At 57.5% G+C, this 19,686-nt stretch carries 24 protein-coding genes; 16 read left to right on the plus strand and 8 right to left on the minus strand.

The window, feature by feature from the left end; all coding sequences use genetic code 11:
• Nucleotides 1-24: 24 nt before the first annotated feature.
• From AC2FLB_RS10630 to AC2FLB_RS10675, 10 genes are all read left to right on the plus strand, one after another.
• Nucleotides 25-684 carry a scavenger receptor class F, member 2 gene (locus tag AC2FLB_RS10630; protein ID WP_496709227.1) on the plus strand — a complete coding sequence of 220 codons (660 nt, stop codon included), beginning with the start codon at nt 25-27 and terminating at the stop codon, nt 682-684.
• A 74-nt stretch (nt 685-758) separates the two neighbouring features.
• The gene (locus AC2FLB_RS10635) at nt 759-1,694 is read left to right on the plus strand and encodes an aspartate carbamoyltransferase catalytic subunit (RefSeq protein ID WP_496709228.1); all 936 of its coding nucleotides are present in this window, start codon (nt 759-761) and stop codon (nt 1,692-1,694) included.
• Nucleotides 1,691-2,209 (plus strand): hypothetical protein, encoded by a 519-nt coding sequence (locus AC2FLB_RS10640; protein ID WP_496709229.1) that lies wholly within the window; start codon nt 1,691-1,693, stop codon nt 2,207-2,209. The genes AC2FLB_RS10635 and AC2FLB_RS10640 overlap by 4 nt, the downstream gene beginning before the upstream one ends.
• Nucleotides 2,194-2,580, plus strand: a complete 387-nt coding sequence (locus AC2FLB_RS10645) for a hypothetical protein (protein ID WP_496700982.1) — start codon at nt 2,194-2,196, stop codon at nt 2,578-2,580. The genes AC2FLB_RS10640 and AC2FLB_RS10645 overlap by 16 nt, the downstream gene beginning before the upstream one ends.
• Entirely contained in the window at nt 2,577-3,857 is a 1,281-nt protein-coding gene (gene pyrC, locus AC2FLB_RS10650) for a dihydroorotase (RefSeq protein WP_496709230.1), read from the plus strand. The genes AC2FLB_RS10645 and pyrC overlap by 4 nt, the downstream gene beginning before the upstream one ends.
• The gene (gene plsY, locus AC2FLB_RS10655; RefSeq protein WP_142635346.1) at nt 3,857-4,465 is read left to right on the plus strand and encodes a glycerol-3-phosphate 1-O-acyltransferase PlsY; all 609 of its coding nucleotides are present in this window, start codon (nt 3,857-3,859) and stop codon (nt 4,463-4,465) included. Before pyrC ends, plsY begins: the two co-directional genes overlap by 1 nt.
• 81 nt (nt 4,466-4,546) lie before the next feature.
• Complete coding sequence (locus AC2FLB_RS10660; RefSeq protein WP_496691839.1) at nt 4,547-5,089, plus strand: GbsR/MarR family transcriptional regulator; 543 nt, start codon at nt 4,547-4,549, stop codon at nt 5,087-5,089.
• A gap of 65 nt (nt 5,090-5,154) precedes the next feature.
• Entirely contained in the window at nt 5,155-5,991 is an 837-nt protein-coding gene (locus AC2FLB_RS10665) for a fatty acid desaturase (protein ID WP_496709231.1), read from the plus strand.
• A gap of 216 nt (nt 5,992-6,207) precedes the next feature.
• The gene (locus AC2FLB_RS10670) at nt 6,208-6,684 is read left to right on the plus strand and encodes a YHS domain-containing (seleno)protein (RefSeq protein WP_142635340.1); all 477 of its coding nucleotides are present in this window, start codon (nt 6,208-6,210) and stop codon (nt 6,682-6,684) included.
• A 261-nt stretch (nt 6,685-6,945) separates the two neighbouring features.
• The gene (locus AC2FLB_RS10675; RefSeq protein WP_271948532.1) at nt 6,946-7,479 is read left to right on the plus strand and encodes an outer membrane protein; all 534 of its coding nucleotides are present in this window, start codon (nt 6,946-6,948) and stop codon (nt 7,477-7,479) included.
• A gap of 44 nt (nt 7,480-7,523) precedes the next feature.
• Here AC2FLB_RS10675 and AC2FLB_RS10680 read toward each other — a convergent pair whose 3' ends face one another.
• On the minus strand, nt 7,524-8,507 hold the full coding sequence (locus AC2FLB_RS10680; protein WP_271948533.1) for a quinone oxidoreductase family protein: 984 nt from the start codon (nt 8,505-8,507) through the stop codon (nt 7,524-7,526).
• A 195-nt stretch (nt 8,508-8,702) separates the two neighbouring features.
• On the opposite strand from AC2FLB_RS10680, the gene AC2FLB_RS10685 reads away from it, so the two are divergent.
• The gene (locus AC2FLB_RS10685; RefSeq protein WP_496707992.1) at nt 8,703-9,560 is read left to right on the plus strand and encodes a DUF2189 domain-containing protein; all 858 of its coding nucleotides are present in this window, start codon (nt 8,703-8,705) and stop codon (nt 9,558-9,560) included.
• A gap of 9 nt (nt 9,561-9,569) precedes the next feature.
• On the opposite strand, the gene AC2FLB_RS10690 is transcribed toward AC2FLB_RS10685, so the two are convergent.
• Together AC2FLB_RS10690 and AC2FLB_RS10695 are read right to left on the minus strand one after the other, a co-directional pair.
• Nucleotides 9,570-10,556 (minus strand): NAD(P)H-quinone oxidoreductase, encoded by a 987-nt coding sequence (locus tag AC2FLB_RS10690; RefSeq protein ID WP_496676680.1) that lies wholly within the window; start codon nt 10,554-10,556, stop codon nt 9,570-9,572.
• A gap of 62 nt (nt 10,557-10,618) precedes the next feature.
• Complete coding sequence (locus tag AC2FLB_RS10695) at nt 10,619-11,311, minus strand: COQ9 family protein (RefSeq protein WP_496709232.1); 693 nt, start codon at nt 11,309-11,311, stop codon at nt 10,619-10,621.
• 111 nt (nt 11,312-11,422) lie between these two features.
• On the opposite strand from AC2FLB_RS10695, the gene rpsU reads away from it, so the two are divergent.
• Both rpsU and AC2FLB_RS10705 read left to right on the plus strand, forming a co-directional pair.
• Entirely contained in the window at nt 11,423-11,629 is a 207-nt protein-coding gene (gene rpsU / locus AC2FLB_RS10700; protein ID WP_005614280.1) for a 30S ribosomal protein S21, read from the plus strand.
• A 267-nt stretch (nt 11,630-11,896) separates the two neighbouring features.
• Nucleotides 11,897-13,024, plus strand: a complete 1,128-nt coding sequence (locus AC2FLB_RS10705; protein ID WP_496691845.1) for a CAP domain-containing protein — start codon at nt 11,897-11,899, stop codon at nt 13,022-13,024.
• Nucleotides 13,025-13,082: 58 nt separating this feature from the next.
• Here AC2FLB_RS10705 and ppk2 read toward each other — a convergent pair whose 3' ends face one another.
• On the minus strand, nt 13,083-14,000 hold the full coding sequence (ppk2, locus tag AC2FLB_RS10710; protein ID WP_496689073.1) for a polyphosphate kinase 2: 918 nt from the start codon (nt 13,998-14,000) through the stop codon (nt 13,083-13,085).
• Nucleotides 14,001-14,276: 276 nt separating this feature from the next.
• Between ppk2 and AC2FLB_RS10715 the strand changes: the two genes are divergently transcribed.
• A complete protein-coding gene (locus AC2FLB_RS10715; protein WP_496691846.1) occupies nt 14,277-15,116 on the plus strand; it encodes a CPBP family intramembrane glutamic endopeptidase in 840 nt (279 codons plus the stop codon).
• 1 nt (nt 15,117) lies between these two features.
• Here the strand turns inward: AC2FLB_RS10715 and AC2FLB_RS10720 are convergent, their stop codons facing one another.
• Complete coding sequence (locus AC2FLB_RS10720) at nt 15,118-15,576, minus strand: Lrp/AsnC family transcriptional regulator (protein ID WP_142635322.1); 459 nt, start codon at nt 15,574-15,576, stop codon at nt 15,118-15,120.
• Nucleotides 15,577-15,712: 136 nt separating this feature from the next.
• Between AC2FLB_RS10720 and ald the strand changes: the two genes are divergently transcribed.
• Nucleotides 15,713-16,831 carry an alanine dehydrogenase gene (ald, locus tag AC2FLB_RS10725; protein WP_496709233.1) on the plus strand — a complete coding sequence of 373 codons (1,119 nt, stop codon included), beginning with the start codon at nt 15,713-15,715 and terminating at the stop codon, nt 16,829-16,831.
• A gap of 194 nt (nt 16,832-17,025) precedes the next feature.
• On the opposite strand, the gene AC2FLB_RS10730 is transcribed toward ald, so the two are convergent.
• Nucleotides 17,026-17,835 (minus strand): mechanosensitive ion channel family protein, encoded by an 810-nt coding sequence (locus AC2FLB_RS10730; protein WP_496709260.1) that lies wholly within the window; start codon nt 17,833-17,835, stop codon nt 17,026-17,028.
• Between the two features lie 98 nt (nt 17,836-17,933).
• Nucleotides 17,934-18,362, minus strand: coding sequence for a large conductance mechanosensitive channel protein MscL (gene mscL / locus AC2FLB_RS10735; protein ID WP_142635318.1), 429 nt, complete (start codon nt 18,360-18,362; stop codon nt 17,934-17,936).
• 134 nt (nt 18,363-18,496) lie between these two features.
• Here mscL and AC2FLB_RS10740 point away from each other — a divergent pair, with 134 nt between their 5' ends.
• Complete coding sequence (locus AC2FLB_RS10740; protein ID WP_496691849.1) at nt 18,497-19,195, plus strand: glutathione S-transferase family protein; 699 nt, start codon at nt 18,497-18,499, stop codon at nt 19,193-19,195.
• A gap of 36 nt (nt 19,196-19,231) precedes the next feature.
• Here the strand turns inward: AC2FLB_RS10740 and AC2FLB_RS10745 are convergent, their stop codons facing one another.
• On the minus strand, nt 19,232-19,681 hold the full coding sequence (locus tag AC2FLB_RS10745) for a YtoQ family protein (protein ID WP_496709234.1): 450 nt from the start codon (nt 19,679-19,681) through the stop codon (nt 19,232-19,234).
• Nucleotides 19,682-19,686: the final 5 nt, after the last annotated feature.

The following is a 19,686-nucleotide window of genomic DNA, read 5'->3' on the forward strand; positions in this document are numbered from 1 at the left end:
TCCTTTTGACCGAGGGAAAGCGAATTGGCCTTGATTGCGCGCTCGGTCGCACTGACCATTGGGGCAATCATGCTGATCCTGTTTCGATTCCTTTCAATTTGGGCGCTACTGGCCTTGGTCAGCGGGCCTGTCTCGGCGCAGTTGTTTGACCGAAACGATCAGTGCCGGGCGGGGCAGTTCGCCTGTGGCAGTCGGTGCTGTTCCGGTGGGCAAAGATGTAGTTTCGACAATCATTGCATCCCGCTGGGCGGCACCTATTGCGGCGGCGGCCGCAGCTGCGGGCCGTTCGAGCGCTGCGTGGCAGGCGGTCTACGCTGCGCACCCAAAGGGGCCAACGCATGCACCACGCGTCTGGACTGCCCCGGCGACAGCTTTTGCAACGCGCGCGGGGAATGCCAGCGAAACACCCCTGAATTCGACCCGAATTCAGCAACCGACGGCAGCCCCATCACCTGTGAGGACGGGCTGACCTGTGCGGCCGGATCATCCTGCCTGCCAGGCGGAGGATGCGCACAGCCCGGTTGGTTCTTGTGCGAGAAAACCGGATCACAATGCCGCCCCGGATTCAAATGTTCGAACCATCAAGGATGTGTGCCGGTTAAGGCGATCGACTGCGGCTATGGCAAATGGTGCAAACCCGGCGAACAGTGCTTGCCCGAGGGGGGGTGCGAGAAACTGCCCTAACGCCTTGATCCCAAGGTTGCCTTGCGCGGCGCGGCTTTCTATAAGCGGGCCGATTGTCAGACAGGAGTCCGCCCATGCGTTTCGCCCATCGTCACCTTCTTGGCATCGAGCACCTATCCCAATCCGATATTACCGCCATTCTTGATCTGGCCGAGACCTATGTCGACATGAACCGGCAACCGAACAAGCACTCAGATGTGCTGGCCGGGCTGACGCAAATCAACATGTTCTTTGAGAACTCGACCCGTACTCAGGCCAGTTTCGAACTGGCGGGCAAGCGGCTGGGTGCGGATGTGATGAATATGGCGATGCAAGCCAGCTCGATCAAAAAGGGCGAGACGCTGATCGACACGGCGATGACACTGAACGCTATGCATCCTGACCTTTTGGTGGTGCGTCACCCGCATTCAGGCGCGGTTGATCTGTTGGCGCAGAAGGTGAATTGCGCCGTGCTGAACGCAGGCGACGGGCGGCATGAACACCCGACGCAGGCGCTGCTGGATGCGCTGACCATTCGTCGCGCCAAGGGCCGCCTGCACCGGCTGAACATCGCGATCTGCGGCGATGTCGCCCATTCCCGCGTGGCGCGGTCGAACTTGATCCTGCTCGGCAAGATGGAAAACCGCATTCGCCTGATTGGCCCGCCAACGCTGGTCCCCAGCCAATTTGCCGAGTTTGGAGCCGAGATCTATGACGATATGAACGAAGGCCTTCAAGACGTCGATGTCGTGATGATGCTGCGCCTTCAGAGAGAGCGGATGGATGGCGGGTTCATCCCCACGGAACGTGAATACTATCATCGCTACGGGCTGGATGCCGCCAAACTGGCGCAGGCCAAACCCGATGCCATTGTAATGCATCCCGGCCCAATGAACCGCGGGGTCGAGATTGACGGAACGCTAGCCGATGATATCAACCGCTCGGTCATTCAGGAGCAAGTTGAGATGGGTGTCGCCGTCCGCATGGCTGCGATGGAACTGCTGGCCCGCAATCTGCGCGAGGCCGCATGAGCGATCTGGTCGTCGCATCCCCTGAACACGGCGTTATCCGCCTGTTCGCACTCGACATGCGCCCGGAAGAGGCCAAGTTTCTGCGCGAACCCGGAGCCGCCGATCAGATTCTAGGGGTAGCGGGGCTGGATCCCGAACAGGTTGACGTCTTTCCCGTCTCGGACCTCGAAGACCTTGGCCTCTATGGCTATCTGACCGAGGGCTGCGACGTGTCCGCAGATCAGCTGGACCACACAGCGCTGGATGCGATTGACGGCTGGGTTCTGGTGGTCCGCAGCGCCGCATTTCGCGGTCGTGCAGCCGCTTTGCGCCCCGACCGCAGGCTGCGCCTGATCGGCCTCTACACCGAAGAAGCAACAAGCTGGACAGGTGGCCGGATTGAGACGGAAAGCGCGAAACCGTATTCGGCGCCGCAATCCGCACCGCAAAATGACAGGCCGCGTCGCATGGGCTCTGCGGTTCTGGTGCTGCTGATCCTTCTGGTTATCGGAGGTGCCCTATGGCTGATCCTGTGACTTTCCCACCCGACAAAGGGGCCTATATCCGCACCAACACGTGGATGGCAGCCGCGGCTATGGCAGGGGCCATGATCATCCTTTGGCTGATCGGTAATCCCTATGTGTGGACCGGCGCGCCAGCGGGCCTTGCTGCAATCGGCATTCGTGCGTGGTATCTGGCCTCAGAAGAGCTGACGGCCGCGTGGGAAATGACAGACACTACTCTGACCGGCCCTGGCCCGCGCAAAGTGGCGCTGAACCAGATCGAGGCTGTTAAAACCATGGGTAGCTTTGTTCAAATCGTCACAAAAGGCGGGGACAAGCACCTGATCAAGTATCAGGCAGATCCCGCCGCTACCAAAGCCGCTATTGAAAGGGCCATGGCATGAGCAATCTGATCTTCACCAACGCCCGCCTGATCGACCCCGAAACTGGCGCGGACGCACCGGGATGGGTGCATGCGGCTGATGGCCGTATCGTGGCCAAGGGCGAAGGTGCGGCCCCGTCGATTGACGCGCAGGTCATAGACTGCGGCGGGCATTGCCTGGCACCGGGCATCGTCGATCTCGGCGTCAAGGTTTGCGAGCCGGGCGAGCGGCACAAGGAAAGCTATAAATCCGCAGGCCTGGCGGCGGCGGCAGGGGGTGTGACGACGATCGTGACGCGCCCCGATACCTTACCCGCCGTGGACACGCCGGAAACGCTGGAATTTGCGACCCGGCGCGCACAGGCGGATGCCCCGGTCAACGTGCTGCCCATGGCGGCCCTGACCAAAGGGCGCGAAGGGCGCGAGATGACCGAGATCGGATTTCTGCTGGATGCCGGTGCCGTCGCCTTTACCGACTGTGATCATGTCATTGCAGATACCAAAGTGTTCACCCGCGCGCTGACCTATGCGAAATCCTGCGGTGCGCTGGTAATCGCCCACCCTCAGGAACCGGGGCTGAGCGCTGGCGCCGCCGCCACCAGCGGCAAATTCGCCGCCTTGCGCGGATTGCCCGCCGTTTCCCCAATGGCCGAGCGTATGGGGCTGGACCGCGACATTGCGTTGCTGGAAATGACCGGTGCGGCCTATCACGCCGATCAGATTACCACCGCCCGCGCCCTGCCCGCGTTGGACCGGGCCAAGCGGAACGGGCTGGACATCACAGCTGGAACCTCGATCCACCATCTGACGCTGAATGAGCTGGACGTGGCCGACTATCGCACCTTCTTCAAGGTCAAACCTCCGCTGCGGTCGGAAGATGACCGGCAGGCTGTCATCGAAGCGGTGCGGGCAGGTCTGATCGACACGATCAGTTCCATGCACACGCCACAGGACGAAGAAAGCAAACGCCTCCCGTTTGAAGAGGCGGCCTCGGGCGCGGTGGCGCTGGAGACATTGCTGCCTGCGGCTTTGCGCCTGTACCATGCTGATCAACTGGACTTGCCGACTCTGTTCCGCGCGATGGCTCTGAACCCGGCTAAACGACTGGGTCTGGACAGCGGTCGCCTGTCTGAGGGCGCGCCGGCCGACCTGGTTCTGTTCGACCCGGATGTGCCCTTTGTGCTGGACCGGTTCACGCTTAGATCCAAATCGCAGAATACGCCATTTGACGGCCAGAGGATGCAAGGTAAGGTCACCGCAACCTATGTGGCAGGCCAAGAAGTTTACCGGAGACCCTGATGCCCCTGATCGACAGTACGATGACCCAGCTGATCCTCTGGGCCGCGATTGGATACCTGATGGGGTCGATCCCCTTTGGTATGATCATCGCCAAGGTGATGGGACTGGGAAATCTGCGCGATATCGGGTCGGGCAATATTGGGGCGACCAATGTACTTCGCACCGGCAACAAGGCCGCCGCCGCGCTGACTCTGATCTTTGACGCCGGGAAAGGGGCCGCTGCCGTCTTGCTCGCCCGTGCCATGGCCGGGGAAGACGCCGTACAGGTCGCCGCATTGGCCGCGTTTCTGGGCCACTGTTTTCCAGTCTGGTTGGGCTTCAAAGGTGGCAAGGGTGTCGCGACCTTTCTGGGCCTCTGGCTAGCGCTTGACTGGGGCGTGGGCATTGCCTGCTGCATAACTTGGCTGGTGGCCGCTGCCATCTGGCGGATTTCGTCGCTTGGGGCCCTTGCAGCAGCGTCCCTGTCTACAACCTGGGTCATGGTTTTGAGTGACGGGTCGACGTTTATTCTGGGAATCGTCCTGACATTGCTTGTGTACTGGCGCCATGCCGCCAATATCTCGCGCATCAAAGCTGGCACCGAACCCAGGATCGGGTCCAAGACCTGATATCCGCCTGAGTTAATTGGCTCTTGATCGAATCATTTCCATCTGTAATTTCTGTCATTACAGAAATTACTGGATACAATCATGCACCTTACTGAATCCATGCGCGGCTTTATCCTCCATTGGGGGGAAATGGGTACCAAGTGGGGTGTGAGCCGCTCGGTCGCGCAAATCCACGCGCTATTGCACATCTCGCCCGAACCGATGACTGCAGATGAGATCTGTGAAACGCTCGGGCTGGCCCGCTCGAACGTCTCGACCGGGCTGAAGGAACTGCAAGGCTGGAAGCTGATCAAAGCCAGCCGAAACCTGGGTGACCGGCGCGATCACTTTCATTCGATCCGGGACATGTTTGACCTGACCAAAGCTGTGGTTGAAGGCCGCCGCGAACGTGAATATGCGCCCACTCTGGCCGCGCTGCGTATCGTTGCCCAAGAGGCTCAGAATGACGGCACCTCGCCCAAAGTGCGCCAGCGGATTGATGAGACGCTAGAGACCATGCAAATGTTCGACGACTGGTATGTCGATGTGAACCGTCTACCTCGCCGCGTTCAACTGGCAATCGTCAAACTTGGCGGACGCATCGCCCGGCTGCTGCCAAAGGGACAAGGAGACAAGTCGCCCTAAAAATTTTGCCTCCAAATTTCTCTCGATACAGAAATCTCAGAATATGACGTAAGAAGGAGCATGACATGATCCAGCCCAAACGCCCGCCCGAACGCGCCCCGAAAGGCATCCAATGGGCCGACCTGGTTCCCCTGAACCGCTGGGACAAGATCAAGGAACTGATGCTACCGCTGCCTTGGCTGCTGCTTTCTCTGACGCTCTACAGTACTGCCCTCTGGCCACTTGGTGCTATGGCCAGCTTTCTGTTCTTTCTGTGCGCCCTGCGCCTGAACCACGAAGCGATCCATGGCAATCTCGGGCTGTCGCGGCGGCAGGATTCCTTGGTGATGCATGTGCTCAGCGCGCTTATGTTGGGTTCTAATCACGCTTTCTGCCAATGCCACCTGCTGCATCACAAACACGCCATGGGTCCGGGCGATTGCGAGGGGAATTGCGGGCACATGACCCTGGCGCAGGTCTTGGTATACGGACCCCGGTTTCCCTTCGACATCAACCGTGCGGCCTGGCGGGTCGCCAACGCCAAGGCCCGTCGCCGCATCCTGATCGACTGGGGGCTGGTGCTTGCCGTGATCGCCACTGCTGTGCTGAGCGGATCGCAAACCCTGCTACTGCACGTGGCTGCGATGAGCACAGCCCAATGCCTTGCCGCCCTGTTTGCGGTCTGGATAACCCATCAGGGCACGCATGACAGTGGCGTTGCCGCGCGCAGTCAGCGCGGGGTGCTGGCGCGGCTGGCCTATCTGATGTTCTACCACCGCGAACACCATCTGTTCCCGAAGGTTCCTGTCAGCCGGTTGCCCGTTCTTGCGGATCGGCTGGAACGTTCGGTTGCAGGATATGCCGCAAGTCGCAAGCCGGTCATCGGCTGGCTGGAACCCCGCCGGTTCCGGGTTGAACCCTAATCCTTACTGATACGCGCACCCAAGGATCCTGAGCGGAAACGCACAGGATCCGTTTGCCAGCACACAATCACCTTTAGTTGTTTTGAACGTGATCAATACGCTGCCCACTTCGGGGTCGTGGCGGCCAATTACCGACCGCACGGAACAAAACAATCAGGGTTGCCCAGACTCAATTACGGAATCCCCCGGCAGCTCGATTCACGAAAGGTGAAAACAATGAACAAGATCAAATCCCTTATCGGCGGCGTCGCGCTGTCTGTTGCCATCGCAAGCTCAACCCTGGCTGCAGGCGTCGAACTGAACGCAAGTTCGACCGGTCTGGCGCTGCAGGGCTATGACCCGGTCGCTTACTTCACCGCTGGCGAAGCCACCAAGGGCGATTACCGCATCACTGCGCTGCACAACGAAGCCTTGTACCGCTTTGCCTCGGAAGAAAACAAAGTCGCGTTTGAAGAAAACCCCGATGCCTACCTGCCTGCATATGGTGGCTATTGCGCATTCGGCACCGCGATGGGCTTCAAGTTTGACGGCGACCCGAACTACTGGAGAATCGTCGACAACAAGCTGTACCTGAATCTGTCCGCAGATATTCAGGAACGTTGGGAAGGCGACATCCCCGGCTTTAACGAGCGCGCCGACACCAACTGGAAAGATATCGCCGACAAGAGCCCTTCGGAATTGCAGGCGCAATAATCCGCCCAAGAAAAACACCGGATCGGCGGCAGTTCACCCTGCCGCCGATTACCATTTGAAACCGCCATTTTTCACCCTAGTTGTTCAAGCAGGAACGAGCCCAAAAAACGTGGGCCAGTGCCCCGAAGCGGCGGCACAGAGATCAGGTACGGAAACAGCCAAAAAACAGCGATCCGGTCGTCAGACCGGGCCCTGGCAATACCACGTACAAATGAGCAGCACAGGTTTGCTGAAGACCAATTCGAAAGAAAGGTTAACAGAATGACAGGTAGATTTTTTATTGCGGCCTTTATCGCCTCTATTGCGGCCGGAGGCGCCTCGGCGCAATCCTCGGGCAACTGGACGGGCTTTTACGGCGGCCTTCAGGTCGGCTATGCCGATATCGACACCAATGTTTCGGGCGTCGACGGTGATGGCGCGATTGGCGGTATCGTGTTGGGATATGATTATGATCTGGGGGATTGGGTTGTCGGTGGCGGTTTTGACTATGACTGGACCAGCATTGAACTGACCCCCGGCGTCGAGGTCGAAGACGTTTGGCGCCTGAAAGCACGCGCCGGATACAAAGTGACTCCGGTGGGGCTGCTATATGGTATCGGGGGCTATGCCGAGGCGAGTACGGACAATCTTGGCAGTGACGATGGTTGGTTCATCGGCGCTGGGTATGAACAAATTGTCGCCCCCAATGTCAGCGTTGGAGGCGAAATCCTGTATCACGAATTCAACGATTTCGATTCGACCGGAATTGATGTGGACGCGACCACAATCCAGGCCCGCGCCACCTACCGGTTCTAAGAAAACAGTGACGGAACCCGGCACAAACGCCGGGTTCCTTTCATTTACAGCTCAAGAACAGTGCTGCCTGTGGTTTGGCGCGCCTCAAGTGCGCGATGGGCCTCGGCCACCTGATCCAGCGGGAACCTCTGATCAATGTGGATTTTGACCTCGCCGCCTTCGACCTTGTTGAACAGGCGCCGCGCCATGGCCTGACAGACCGCGTGGTCCGAAATATGTGTGAAGAGCGTTGGCCGCGTTATCTTGAGCGATCCTTTCTTGGCCAGAATGCCAATGTCGATCAGAGGCACCGGGCCAGAGGCATTGCCGAACGAGATCATCATGCCAAGCGGTTTCAGGCTGTCGAGCGATCCGTCAAACGTGTCCGACCCGATGGAATCCATCACCGCGTCTACGCCTTTGCCTTTGGTGATCTGCGCGACGCGCTCGGCAAAGTTCTCGGTCCGGTAATTGATGCAATGCGCGGCACCGTTGAACTGCGCCAGACTGCATTTTTCATCGGTTCCGGCAGTACCGATCAACGTGATCCCCTCGGATTTGGCCCATTGGCAGGCAATCAAGCCAACACCCCCGGCAGCTGCATGAAACAGCACGGTATCCCCGCGTTTCAGCGGTGTGGTTCGATGAAACAGATATTCGACTGTCATCCCCTTGAGCATCATCGCCGCCGCCGCATCAAAAGAAATTCCATCCGGAAGCGGGCACACCTGTGCGGCGGGCATGACCCGTGCCTCGCAATAGGCACCGGGCGGAGAGGCAGCATAGGCCGCGCGCTGCCCGGGTTCCAGATGCGTTACACCTTCCCCGACGGCATCGATCACGCCAGCGGCCTCCATGCCCAAAGCCTGAGGCAGATCCAGCGGATACAGCCCAGTGCGCTGATATACATCAATGAAATTCAGCCCGCAGGCATGATGACGAATACGAACCTCACCGGGGCCGGGTTCACCAAGTGGGCGATCTTCGATCTTCAGAACCTCCGGGCCGCCGTGTTCATGGATGACGACGGTTCGTGCCGTTTTCTGCATGTTGTCCTCCTCTAGCCTCAGGCCAAGCTAACATGCCTGTGACGCAGGGCAATCGACACGATTACGCGAGGCGCAACCCAAACGCGAAAAATTGTGCTATACTATGCCCAAGGCGTTGCTGGCTGGTCCGGCCAAAAGCAACAAGTCGCCGGATTGACCCCGCTGCGCAACATCGCAAAGCAGGAGGGGACGGCAATGGACAAAACGATTGGCAATCCGATCACCTGGGCGGCACGGAACATAGGTGCAACCGGGGATCACCTAGCTGAAAATATCAGCCATATCGGCAGCGCGGATACACGGCACCTGCCAGTGGTTCGTACGCTGACGATGGATGATCTTTGGGCCTGCCTGAGGGCAGGATACAGCGATTTTCTGGATACAAGGGCCGATGCGATATTCGTGGTGCTCATCTATCCGATCGCAGGTTTTCTGATGTTCGGAATTGGGCTGAACACAAACATGGTTCCACTGCTGGCACCGCTGGTTGGTGGTTTTGCGCTTGTGGGTCCGGTAGCCGCCCTTGGCCTGTACGAAATCAGCCGCAAACGAGAACAAGGTGGCGAGGCTGGATGGCTGGATGCGTTTGGCGTGTTCCGGTCCCCTTCCCTGGGTGCAATTCTGGCTTTGGCGTTTTACATGGTCATGCTGTTTCTGGTCTGGCTGATGGTCGCGCAGAGCATCTATGTTCAGACACTCGGCCCTGACCTGCCCGCGTCGCTGGGTGCCTTTCTAACCCAAGTGTTCACCACCGCCGCTGGATGGACCATGATCTTGTTCGGGAACGCTGTTGGGTTTCTGTTTGCCCTCGTCGCTCTGGCAATCAGCGTCGTCAGCTTTCCGCTGCTGCTGGACCGCAAAGTGGGCGTTCCGGTCGCCGTGGTGACATCCGTACGGGTGTTGCGTCGCAATCCGGGCGTCATCCTGAGCTGGGGATTCATCGTTGCCGCGCTGCTGGTCATCGGAGCGATCCCGATGTTGCTGGGCCTGATCGTCGTGATGCCGGTACTGGGCCACGCCACCTGGCATCTCTATCGGCGTGCTGTGGCCTGAAACATAGCTTTATCCCGCAACTTTCAGAACAATCTTGCCAATATGGCCAGAGCTTTCCATCCGGGCATGGGCCGCCGCCGCATCAGCCAGATCAAACTCACTATCCATGACAGGGGCAACTTTTCCCGCCTCAAGCAATGGCCAGACCGCTTCGTGCAGATCCGAAGCAATTTTTGCCTTGGCCAGATCGCTTTGCGGGCGCAGGGTACTGCCAGTCAAGGTCAGCCGTTTGACCATCATAAGCGCAAAATTCAGCTCGACCACGGGCCCCTGAAGGAAGGCTATCTGCACCAGCCGTCCATCCTCGGCCAGCGCCTTGACGTTGCGTGGGATATAGTCGCCGCCCACCATGTCCAGTATCAGGTTCGCCCCGCCCTCGGCCCGCATCGCGGCTACGAAATCCGCGTCACGGTAGTTGATCGCCTGTTCGGCACCCAGCTTTTCACAGGCCTCACATTTTTCAGCCGAGCCTGCAGTAGCAAAAACCCGCGCTCCAAAGGCGTTCGCCAGCTGAATCGCCGTTGTGCCGATACCACTGGAACCACCATGCACCAGAAACCGCTCACCGGCCTTCAGGCTGCCGCGCATAAAGACATTGGACCAGACGGTAAAGAAGGTCTCGGGCAGGCAGGCGGCTTCTTTCAGGCCCATCCCCGCTGGCACCGGCAAACAATGCGCCGCAGGTGTGGCCACATATTCGGCATAGCCGCCGCCCGGCAGCAAGGCACAGACCTGATCGCCAACGGATAGGTCTTCGACCCCCGCCCCGACGGCCACGACCTCGCCCGCGGCCTCAAGACCCGGCAGATCACTGGCACCCGGAGGTGGATTATAGGCACCGGCGCGCTGCAGAGCGTCCGGGCGGTTCACCCCCGCATAGGCGACTTTGAGGATCACTTGACCGGCCAAAGCTTGGGGCATCGGGCGTTCTGTCAGTTGCAGAACATCCGGACCGCCGGGTTCGGTGATTTCAATGGCGCGCATCATCTGAGTCATGGGTAGATCTCCTTTGGCCAATGCCTAGCAGGCTGAAACGTCAAGGCCCAGTAGCAAGAGGACTACTTGCGCGGTGTCAGGAATCCGGGAAGCGTGCCGTGGGTTTTAGTCGGAGCCTTCACCTGCCCGGCCAGCCAATTCGGAACAGCAAGAAACGGTCTGAACAGAGGATTGTCCCTCACCTGCCCCTTAAGCTTTTCGAACTGCATGACATTGTCGATACGACGGTCCAGAAACTCCCACGTTTTCTGATTCCCGGGCGAATCGTCCCCCAACCAGAACAACAGGGTCGAGGAATAGACCCCCGACAATGTCGCCCGCTTGGTGTACCAGTTCACATCTTCCGAGGTATCCCCCAGCGTGTCCCAGATCAGATCACAGGTTTGCCATACTGCCCTTGCGCCATCAGCCGCGTGGCTTGGCAGCGAAAACATGGTCATACCCCGGCGCACGAGTTCCTTATCCGGCACGGCCTGCAGCCGGAACCGGACGGCAGCAGCGATCCGGTCACGGAATTTGATATCGCCCAAATCCTCAGTTTTAAGGCGATCTGCCATCACCGCGTCCCCGCGCGCATGAAATGCCAACGCCAGGTCAACGGCACCACGCGGACAAATCGCCCGCACCAGAACGTCATCCATTCCACATTCTTCAATCGCCGCGCGAAAGCTGGTATCCGACCAGCCATCGAAGGGAACATGTGTCAGCATCGCATCCAAAAGCTGCTGCTTGGCGTCTTCATAGGTGGTGGTCATGGCGGTTCTCCGGTTATCAGGACCAGTACTAGACAAGATAGAGGCGCTTTGCTATACGGCCAATTCCTGCAATTTCCTTGCAACTCTATCTAGAAAGGTGGTGACAACCACATGCAGGTTAGTGTTCGCGACAATAACGTCGATCAGGCGCTTCGTGCCCTGAAGAAAAAGCTGCAGCGCGAAGGCGTGTTCCGCGAGATGAAGCTTAAGCAACATTTCGAGAAACCGTCCGAGAAAAAAGCGCGCGAGAAAGCTGAAGCGATCCGCCGTGCCCGTAAACTGGCACGTAAGAAAGCACAGCGCGAAGGTTTGCTCTAAGCACCTTCCTCGTCCAGTTTTGGATGACACTATTTGACGACCCCCGAGGCATCGCCCGGGGGTTTGTCGTTTTCAGGGTGACGTTGCGCGCTTTTTCGCGACTGGCTGACGCAACCCAGCGTCAATGCGCGATAAATCGCGAACTCAGATTCAACTTCCGGTGGCGATCTGCCCACCAACCGCGAGCGGCACGATTGTGTCTTCTCGTCGCCAAGTTCTCGCCACTAATGTCCCGCCAAAATAACGCAATCTATTGGAGGCAGAATCATGTCAACGGCCAGCGATCTAGAACGGCAGATGCTCGCATTGATCAATGCAGAGCGGGCGAAGGCGGGCTTACAACCGGTCAAGCTTGAGCTTCGGCTGAACGCAGCGGCGGAAGATCACAGCGAGTGGATGCTGAACGTCGATAAGTTCAGCCATACCGGCGCCGGAGGGTCGCGACCATCGGACAGAATGGAAGATGCGGGCTTCGAATTCTCCGGAAGCTGGCGTGCAACTGAAAACATCGCATGGCAGAGTGTCCGCGGTGCGCCGGGGCTGTCGGATGACGTTCAGGATCTGCACAACAGCCTGATGAACAGTTCCGGCCATCGCGCGAATATTCTGGACGCCAACGTGACCGTTATCGGAATTGGGATTGAGGTCGGAAACTATGACGGCTGGAACGCCATCATGGTGACCCAGAACTTTGCACGGACCTCTGCGCCTTTGCAGCTTGATACCAGCAGTTCGGGTGGTTCCGGTGGTTCCACACCTCCACCGCCCTCGGGGCAGTTGGACGTCAGGGCTGGCAAGATCGGCACTGCTGCGGATGACTGGTTCGTTTTGAAATCCGGACAGTCTGGCCTTTTGGATGGGCGCGGTGGTGATGATACCCTGGTTGGTGGCGGCGGCCGAGATAAGCTGCTTGGCCGCTCCGGCGACGACACCCTGAACGGCGAAGGCGGAAATGACACTCTGGTTGGCGGTGCTGATAATGACGACCTGAATGGGGGGGATGGCAAAGACCTTCTGAAAGGCGGCTATGGCATTGACCAGCTGGACGGTGGCGGCGGAAAAGATGTGCTTAAAGGCGGAGGAGGCAACGACATTCTTGTCGGCGGCGCGGGCAACGACAAACTGATTGGCGGCAATGGCGCAGATGTCATGACCGGTGGCACCGGAGTGGATCAATTCTACTTCACCAAGGGCGCGGATACTGTAACGGATTTCACTGACGAGGATATCGTCAACCTCCGGCAGGCCAAGTCTATCGTTGGGTATAACGATCTGATGAAGAACCACATTTCGCAATCCGGAAATGACGTCATCATCGATGCCGGTAACGGCCACACCCTGACACTAGAAGATACCTTGTTATCAGACCTGGCCAGAGACGACTTTGTGTTCTGAAGGCCGGACAAGCGAAAACTAAAGCCACGCCCCCGGAATCCGGGGGCGTTTATCGTGATCAGTAAATCTTGGGCACGTACAGCTCGTCCGGCAAAACACGCCGTTCGTATTCCGGATTATACTTGCGATCCGGGAGGTCGACTTTTTCCTGCGGTACATCCGTATAGGGGATCTTGGTCAGAAGATGCTCAATACAGTTCAGGCGCTCACGCTTTTTGTCGTTGCCTTCGACGATGTACCAGGGCGCCTCTCGGATGTTGGTACGGAACAGCATGTCCTCTTTGGCTTTGGTATAGGCCTCCCAGCGGATACGGGATTCCAGATCCATGGGGGACAGTTTCCACTGTTTCATAGGATCGTGAATCCGCATAAGGAATCGCAGCTGCTGTTCCTCATCCGTGATCGAGAACCAGTATTTCAGCAAGATGATCCCGGATCGAACCAACATCCGTTCGAATTCGGGAACGTCCTGAAAGAACTGATCAACCTGATCTTTGCTGGCAAACCCCATCACCCTTTCGACCCCGGCACGGTTATACCAGGACCGATCGAACAGAACGATCTCACCGGCGGCGGGCAGATGCGGAACGTAACGCTGGAAATACCACTGGCTCTGCTCACGACGACTGGGCGCCGGCAGAGCTACCACCCGGGCAACACGCGGATTCAGACGCTGCGTAATCCGCTTAATCACCCCACCCTTGCCAGCACTGTCCCGGCCTTCAAACAAGATACAGACCTTGGCACCGGTATGTTGCACCCAGTCCTGCACCTTGATCAGTTCAGCCTGAAGTCGCAGCAAGTTACGGAAATAGACCTTGCGATCCAGCATGTCGGGATGCTGATCCTTGTAGATCTTCCGCACTTCCACCGACAGCATGGGCTCGCTGAATTCGATCTCAAAATCTTCGTCCAGCGCGTCTTCCAACTCGGCTTCGAGCCAGTCTTTTGGTGCATGGTTAAACTCGTCGGTCAAGGTCTGCTCCTTATCAATTGTCGGGTCAGGACCCTATCAGGCGCGTGTAACCGCCTGATGTCATCACAGAGGTAGATGAAAGCCTTTTTCTAAGCTTATCTGCCGGGGTCAGCAAGATCACTGCCCTAGGAATTCGGAAACTTGGCATTTCCGCTCGGCTGGATCATTCAATCGCCAGAGCCACTCCTACTTCAGTTTGTATGAAACCTGTTAACACGACTTGCCAGCCCGAGTGTTCTGAGGGCATCAAAGCACAGGTCATTTCAGAGAGGGGCCGTGGCGCATTTCATATCTGTTCTGCCGGTTGTTTGGCCCTGGTTTATCCTGATCGCCGCGCAGATATGCGCTGTTTCGGGGAAATGGTCTTTGGGGATCGTTCTGCTGACCTGTTTTGGCCTGATTGCCCTGACCTTGGGTCTGGTCACGCCCTTTGCCGCAGCTATTTCGTCAGCAGGTCTTGCCGGGGCGTTGATGCTACGCGGTTTGAACGGTGCGTTTTCCTTTGTTGGACATATCGCCTTGATCCTGTGGTGCTTGGCCATGGGCGCACATCTGGTTCCGGGCTTTCATAACCTTCTGGTACTGGACCGGGTTCATTCCGGTCCGGGCAGCACCGATTTCACAATGTACCTGAACCTGGACAAGCCTCTGATCCTGTTCGCCGTCCTTCTGGCGTGGCCACGCATGAATGATGGGGTAGCGTATATACGCAAATCGCCGCTGGCGGTCGGGCTGGTCGCATTGCCGGCCCTGTTTCTACTGGGCCTCTCAGTTGGTGCCATCCGGCCAGAGTTCACCCTTCCCCATTGGTGGATGATCTTTGCACTTTCCAACCTGTTTCTGACCTGCCTCACGGAAGAGGTCTTTTTCCGTGGCTATCTGCAATCAGCACTTTCCAAACGCCTGGGGGCTGCTGCGGGGATTGCTGCGGCCAGCCTGCTTTTCGGGCTTGCACATTTTGCAGGTGGACCTGCATTGGTTTTCTTTGCAGCCCTTCTTGGCGCGGCATGTGGCCTGGGATATTACGCGACAGGACGTCTTTGGGTTCCGGTTCTGATGCATTTCGCCTTTAACGCGGCGCATCTGGTGATTTTCACCTATCCCGGCCCAGCCTAGGTTAAACCGGCAACGCCGTCGTCTTGAACACAGTCCGAAGCGCGAATGAACTTTGCATCTGCGCCACGCCTGGAAGTCGAGACAGATATTGGCGGTGGATGCGGGCGAAATCCTCGGTGTTTTCGGCAACGACCTTCAGGATGTAGTCCGCAGTTCCTGCCATCAGGTGGCATTCCAAAACATCCGGGATCCGCGCAACGGCTTTCTCAAAAGCCTCCAGTACTTCCTCGGCCTGGCCCTGCAAGGTGATCTCGACAAACACCGTTGTTGGCACATTCATCTTGCGCGCGTCCAACAAGGCAACGTAGTTGCGGATATAGCCATCGGCCTCAAGCCTCTGTACCCGCCTGTGGCAGGCCGAAGGCGACAAATTCACCTGCTCGGACAATTCGGCATTCGACATACGACCATTCCGCTGCAAGGCGGCCAGAATCTTTCTATCTGTCGTATCAAGGCTCATCCACGCAATTCCTTTGCGGGTTTTACCCATTGTAGCGAAGATTTTCCCGAAGAAAAGCCGGAATGCGGGCAGAGTTTCACAGAAATTGCACCCGAAACCGCCCATTATTTAGGCAGTTTAGGAACGGAGAGACCTAATGAAAATCGGTTGCCCCAAAGAAATCAAGCCGCAGGAATTCCGTGTCGGCATGACGCCCAACGCCGCACAAGAGGCGGTGTCTCGTGGCCATGACGTGATAATCGAAAACGGAGCTGGCATTGGCGCCGGGTTTGATAACGATGATTACGTCGCCGCAGGTGCCCGCATCGTGGACAGTGCAGAAGAAGTTTTTGCCACCGCAGATATGATTGTCAAAGTCAAAGAACCCCAGGCGGGCGAACGCAAGATGCTGCGTGAAGGGCAGCTTTTGTTCACCTACCTGCATCTGGCCCCGGATCCGGATCAGACCAATGACCTGCTGGAATCGGGCTGTACGGCTATCGCCTATGAGACAGTGACCGATGCAAATGGAGGTCTGCCCCTGCTTGCACCCATGTCCGAGGTTGCGGGCCGTCTGGCACCACAGGTCGGATCTTGGACGCTGCAAAAGGCCAATGGCGGCCGCGGAGTTCTGATGGGTGGCGTCCCCGGCGTTGGTCCAGCAAAAGTTGTGGTTATCGGTGGAGGCGTCGTCGGCACCCATGCCGCCAAGATCGCCGCAGGTATGGGCGCGGATGTGACGGTACTGGACCGGTCCCTGCCCCGGTTGCGTTATCTGGACGACGTGTTCGGCGGTCAGTTCAAGAACCAGTATTCAACTGCAGGTGCGACCGCGGAGCTGATCCAGACCGCCGACATGGTGATTGGCGCTGTGCTGATCCCGGGTGCGGCAGCACCGAAACTGGTGACGCGCACGCAGCTGTCCACCATGAAGCCCGGCGCGGTTCTGGTGGATGTTGCCATCGACCAGGGCGGCTGTTTTGAAACCTCAAGGGCCACAACCCATGCGGACCCGATCTATGAAGTTGACGGCGTCATGCATTACTGCGTGGCCAACATGCCCGGCGCGGTTGCAAGAACGTCAACAATAGCACTGGGCAACGCCACAATGCCGTTCATGCTGGCGCTGGCGGATAAAGGATGGAAACAGGCCTGTCAGGATGATCCGCACCTGCTGGCTGGCTTGAACGTTCACGCCGGCCAACTCACCTATTATGCGGTTGGCAAAGCGCTTGGGATTGACGTGGTATCCCCCAACGTCGTCATCAAATCCTGACGAAAGCCTCCAGCCCCTGAAGCGCCCTCACCCGAGGGCGTTTGCAGCGTTGGGCATAGCGCCGCCTTTTCGAAGCGGCGTGACCTGTTTACAGCGTTGAACGGGGCACCAAAAACAACGACGCCGCGCGATTAGCGCGGCGCCGGGCCCAACCGGAGGAGGGTATTTCAATGCCCGAGCGACGGGCGGGAGCATCATCCCTGTTTCTGGATCTCGACCGAATGCGGGTATGGAATCGAAACGCCTTTTGCATCAAACGCTTCTTTGACTGCTTTGGTCATTTCAAATTTGACATCCCAATAATCGACAGCGGCACACCACAAGCGCGCCGTCAGATCGACCGAGCTGTCCCCCAGATTTGTGACCCGCACCCAGGGCTCGGGATCGCCGTGGATGCGCTCGTCAGCCATTGCGAGGTCCAGAATGATTTTCATCGCCTCATCCGCGCTATCGCCATAGTCGATACCAAACACCAAATCTACACGACGCGTCTCGTGTGCCGAGTAGTTGGTGATAACTGACCCCCAAGCCTGGCCATTGGGTACAATGATCTGCACATTGTCGGGGGTCACGAGTTCGGTCGTGAACAGATTCAGATCTTTGACAGTTCCGGCTGTTCCGCCGATGTCGACATATTGACCAAGCTTATACGGCCGGAAGACAACCAACATCACGCCTGCCGCCAGATCACTAAGTGTACCCTGCAGCGCCAGGCCTATGGCCAGCGAAGCAGCGCCCAAAATGGCAACGATACTGGTTGCTTCGATCCCGAAGATGCCCAGAACAGCCACAATTACCATGGCCAGAATGGCCCATTTGATCATGCTGGCGGCAAAATTGCCCAGCGTCGGATCAATATGGGGCGTTTTGTTGATACGGCGGCGAACAACCCCAGCGATCATACCTGCCGCAATCCAGCCCAATATCAGAACAATCAGAGCCTTGCCCGCACTCATCAAGATTGGCACATAGCCGTTTGCCATATCCATGGCTTGATTTGCCATTTCCATCGTCTGCTCCAATTCGGGTTTCCTTCTGCTTTCAGATCGTTAATTGAATCCCACCTATCTGGTGGGCTCCTCTTCTGCCGTAACTGCAGGAGTCACTTTTTCAGTGCGTCGCGGATTTCCATCAGGATGTCCAGCTCGCTTGGCCCGGCTGGCGCTTCTTCTTCCGCCGGTGCTTCCTCTTCTGCCGCCTCTTTGACCCGGTTCACCATTTTGACCAGCATGAAAACCACCCAGGCGATGATCAGAAAGTTGATGATCGCCATGATGAACGCACCATATGCAAAAACAGAAGCACCGGTTTCCCGCGCCGCTTCCAGGCTCGCCCCTTCGGCGACATCACCGGCCAGAACGGAGTAGTTGTTGGTGAAATCAACCCCACCCGTGAACAGGCCAATCAATGGATTGATCAGATCGCCAACAAGAGACGTAACAATTGCGGTAAATGCGGCTCCAATGATGATACCCACCGCCATATCCATAACATTGCCTTTGGCAATGAATGTCTTGAACTCCTGGAACATAACTTCCCTCTTTCCCTGTTGTCATTTTTATGCGCCTAAACGCACGGCAACTGTGCGCTAATTGCACTATAAAATGTATGTTTTTATGGGAAATCGTGACTATTTTTCCCCAATCGGCTTATTCAGGAGACCCCATGACACATTTTGCGTCTTATTCCATTACAGACAAATGGCCCGCCAAAGACCCTTCGGTCATTCAGCTCTATTCTTATCCGACGCCTAATGGCGTCAAAGCCTCGATCATGCTTGAGGAAACCGGCCTGCCCTACGAGGCGCATCTGGTCACGCTTGCGGATGCGGATGTCAAAAGCTCCGAGTTCCTGTCGCTGAACCCAAACAACAAAATCCCTGCAATCATTGACCCGAACGGTCCTGATGGACATCCCCTGGGCCTGTTCGAAAGCGGTGCGATCCTGTTGTATCTGGCCGAGAAGTCAGGGAAATTCATGGGCCAGACACAAAGCGACAGACATCGCATTACCCAATGGCTCATGTTCCAGATGGGTGGAATTGGTCCCATGCTTGGGCAACTTGGCTTTTTCCACAAATTCGCCGGGAAAGAGATCGAAGATCCGCGCCCCCGTGAGCGTTATCTCAACGAGGCAAAGCGGCTTTTGAATGTCGTGAACAATCAACTTGATGGCCAGGAATGGATCTCCGGGGATTACTCGATCGCCGACATTGCAATCGTCCCCTGGCTGCGCGGGTTGGATTTTTATGGTGCCCGAGACATTGTTGGCTGGGATGAGTACGCAAATCTCCAACCTTATCTTGATCGGTTTCTTGCGCGTCCCGCCGTTCAGCGCGGGCTGCAGATTCCTTCCCCAGGTTAACACGTGTGGGGTGAGGCAATACCTCACCCCATCCATTTAACTTGGAAGCTTGCCCGTCAGAACATACCGCAACACATCCACCACCTGCGAGGGATGTTCAGCAACAGCCAGGGCGGCTGCATCCACCTCTTTCAACGCGTGCTGATGATCTGGCCCGTGCACTACGATGATCGACTTGCCCAAAGCCGCCGCATATCCCGCGTCAAAGGCTGCGTTCCATTGCTTGTATTGATCGCCAAAGCGGACGACCACGACATCCGCGTCTGAAATGCCCTTGCGGGTTCGGATCGCATTGACCATCGCACCCTTGTGGTCATGCCAATACTTGTTTGGCTCGGACCCCAAAATTGCAACGCCGCAATCGTCGCTAGCTTCGTGAACCGTGACAGGGCTGTTGAACGAAATGTCCAACCCTTTCGCCCTGTCAATGATCTGCTCGCGCCAGTCGGTGTGTATCTCTCCGGACAGGTAGACGTTCAGGCCCATTGATT

Source organism: Ruegeria sp. CDSA236 (genome assembly GCF_059611285.1).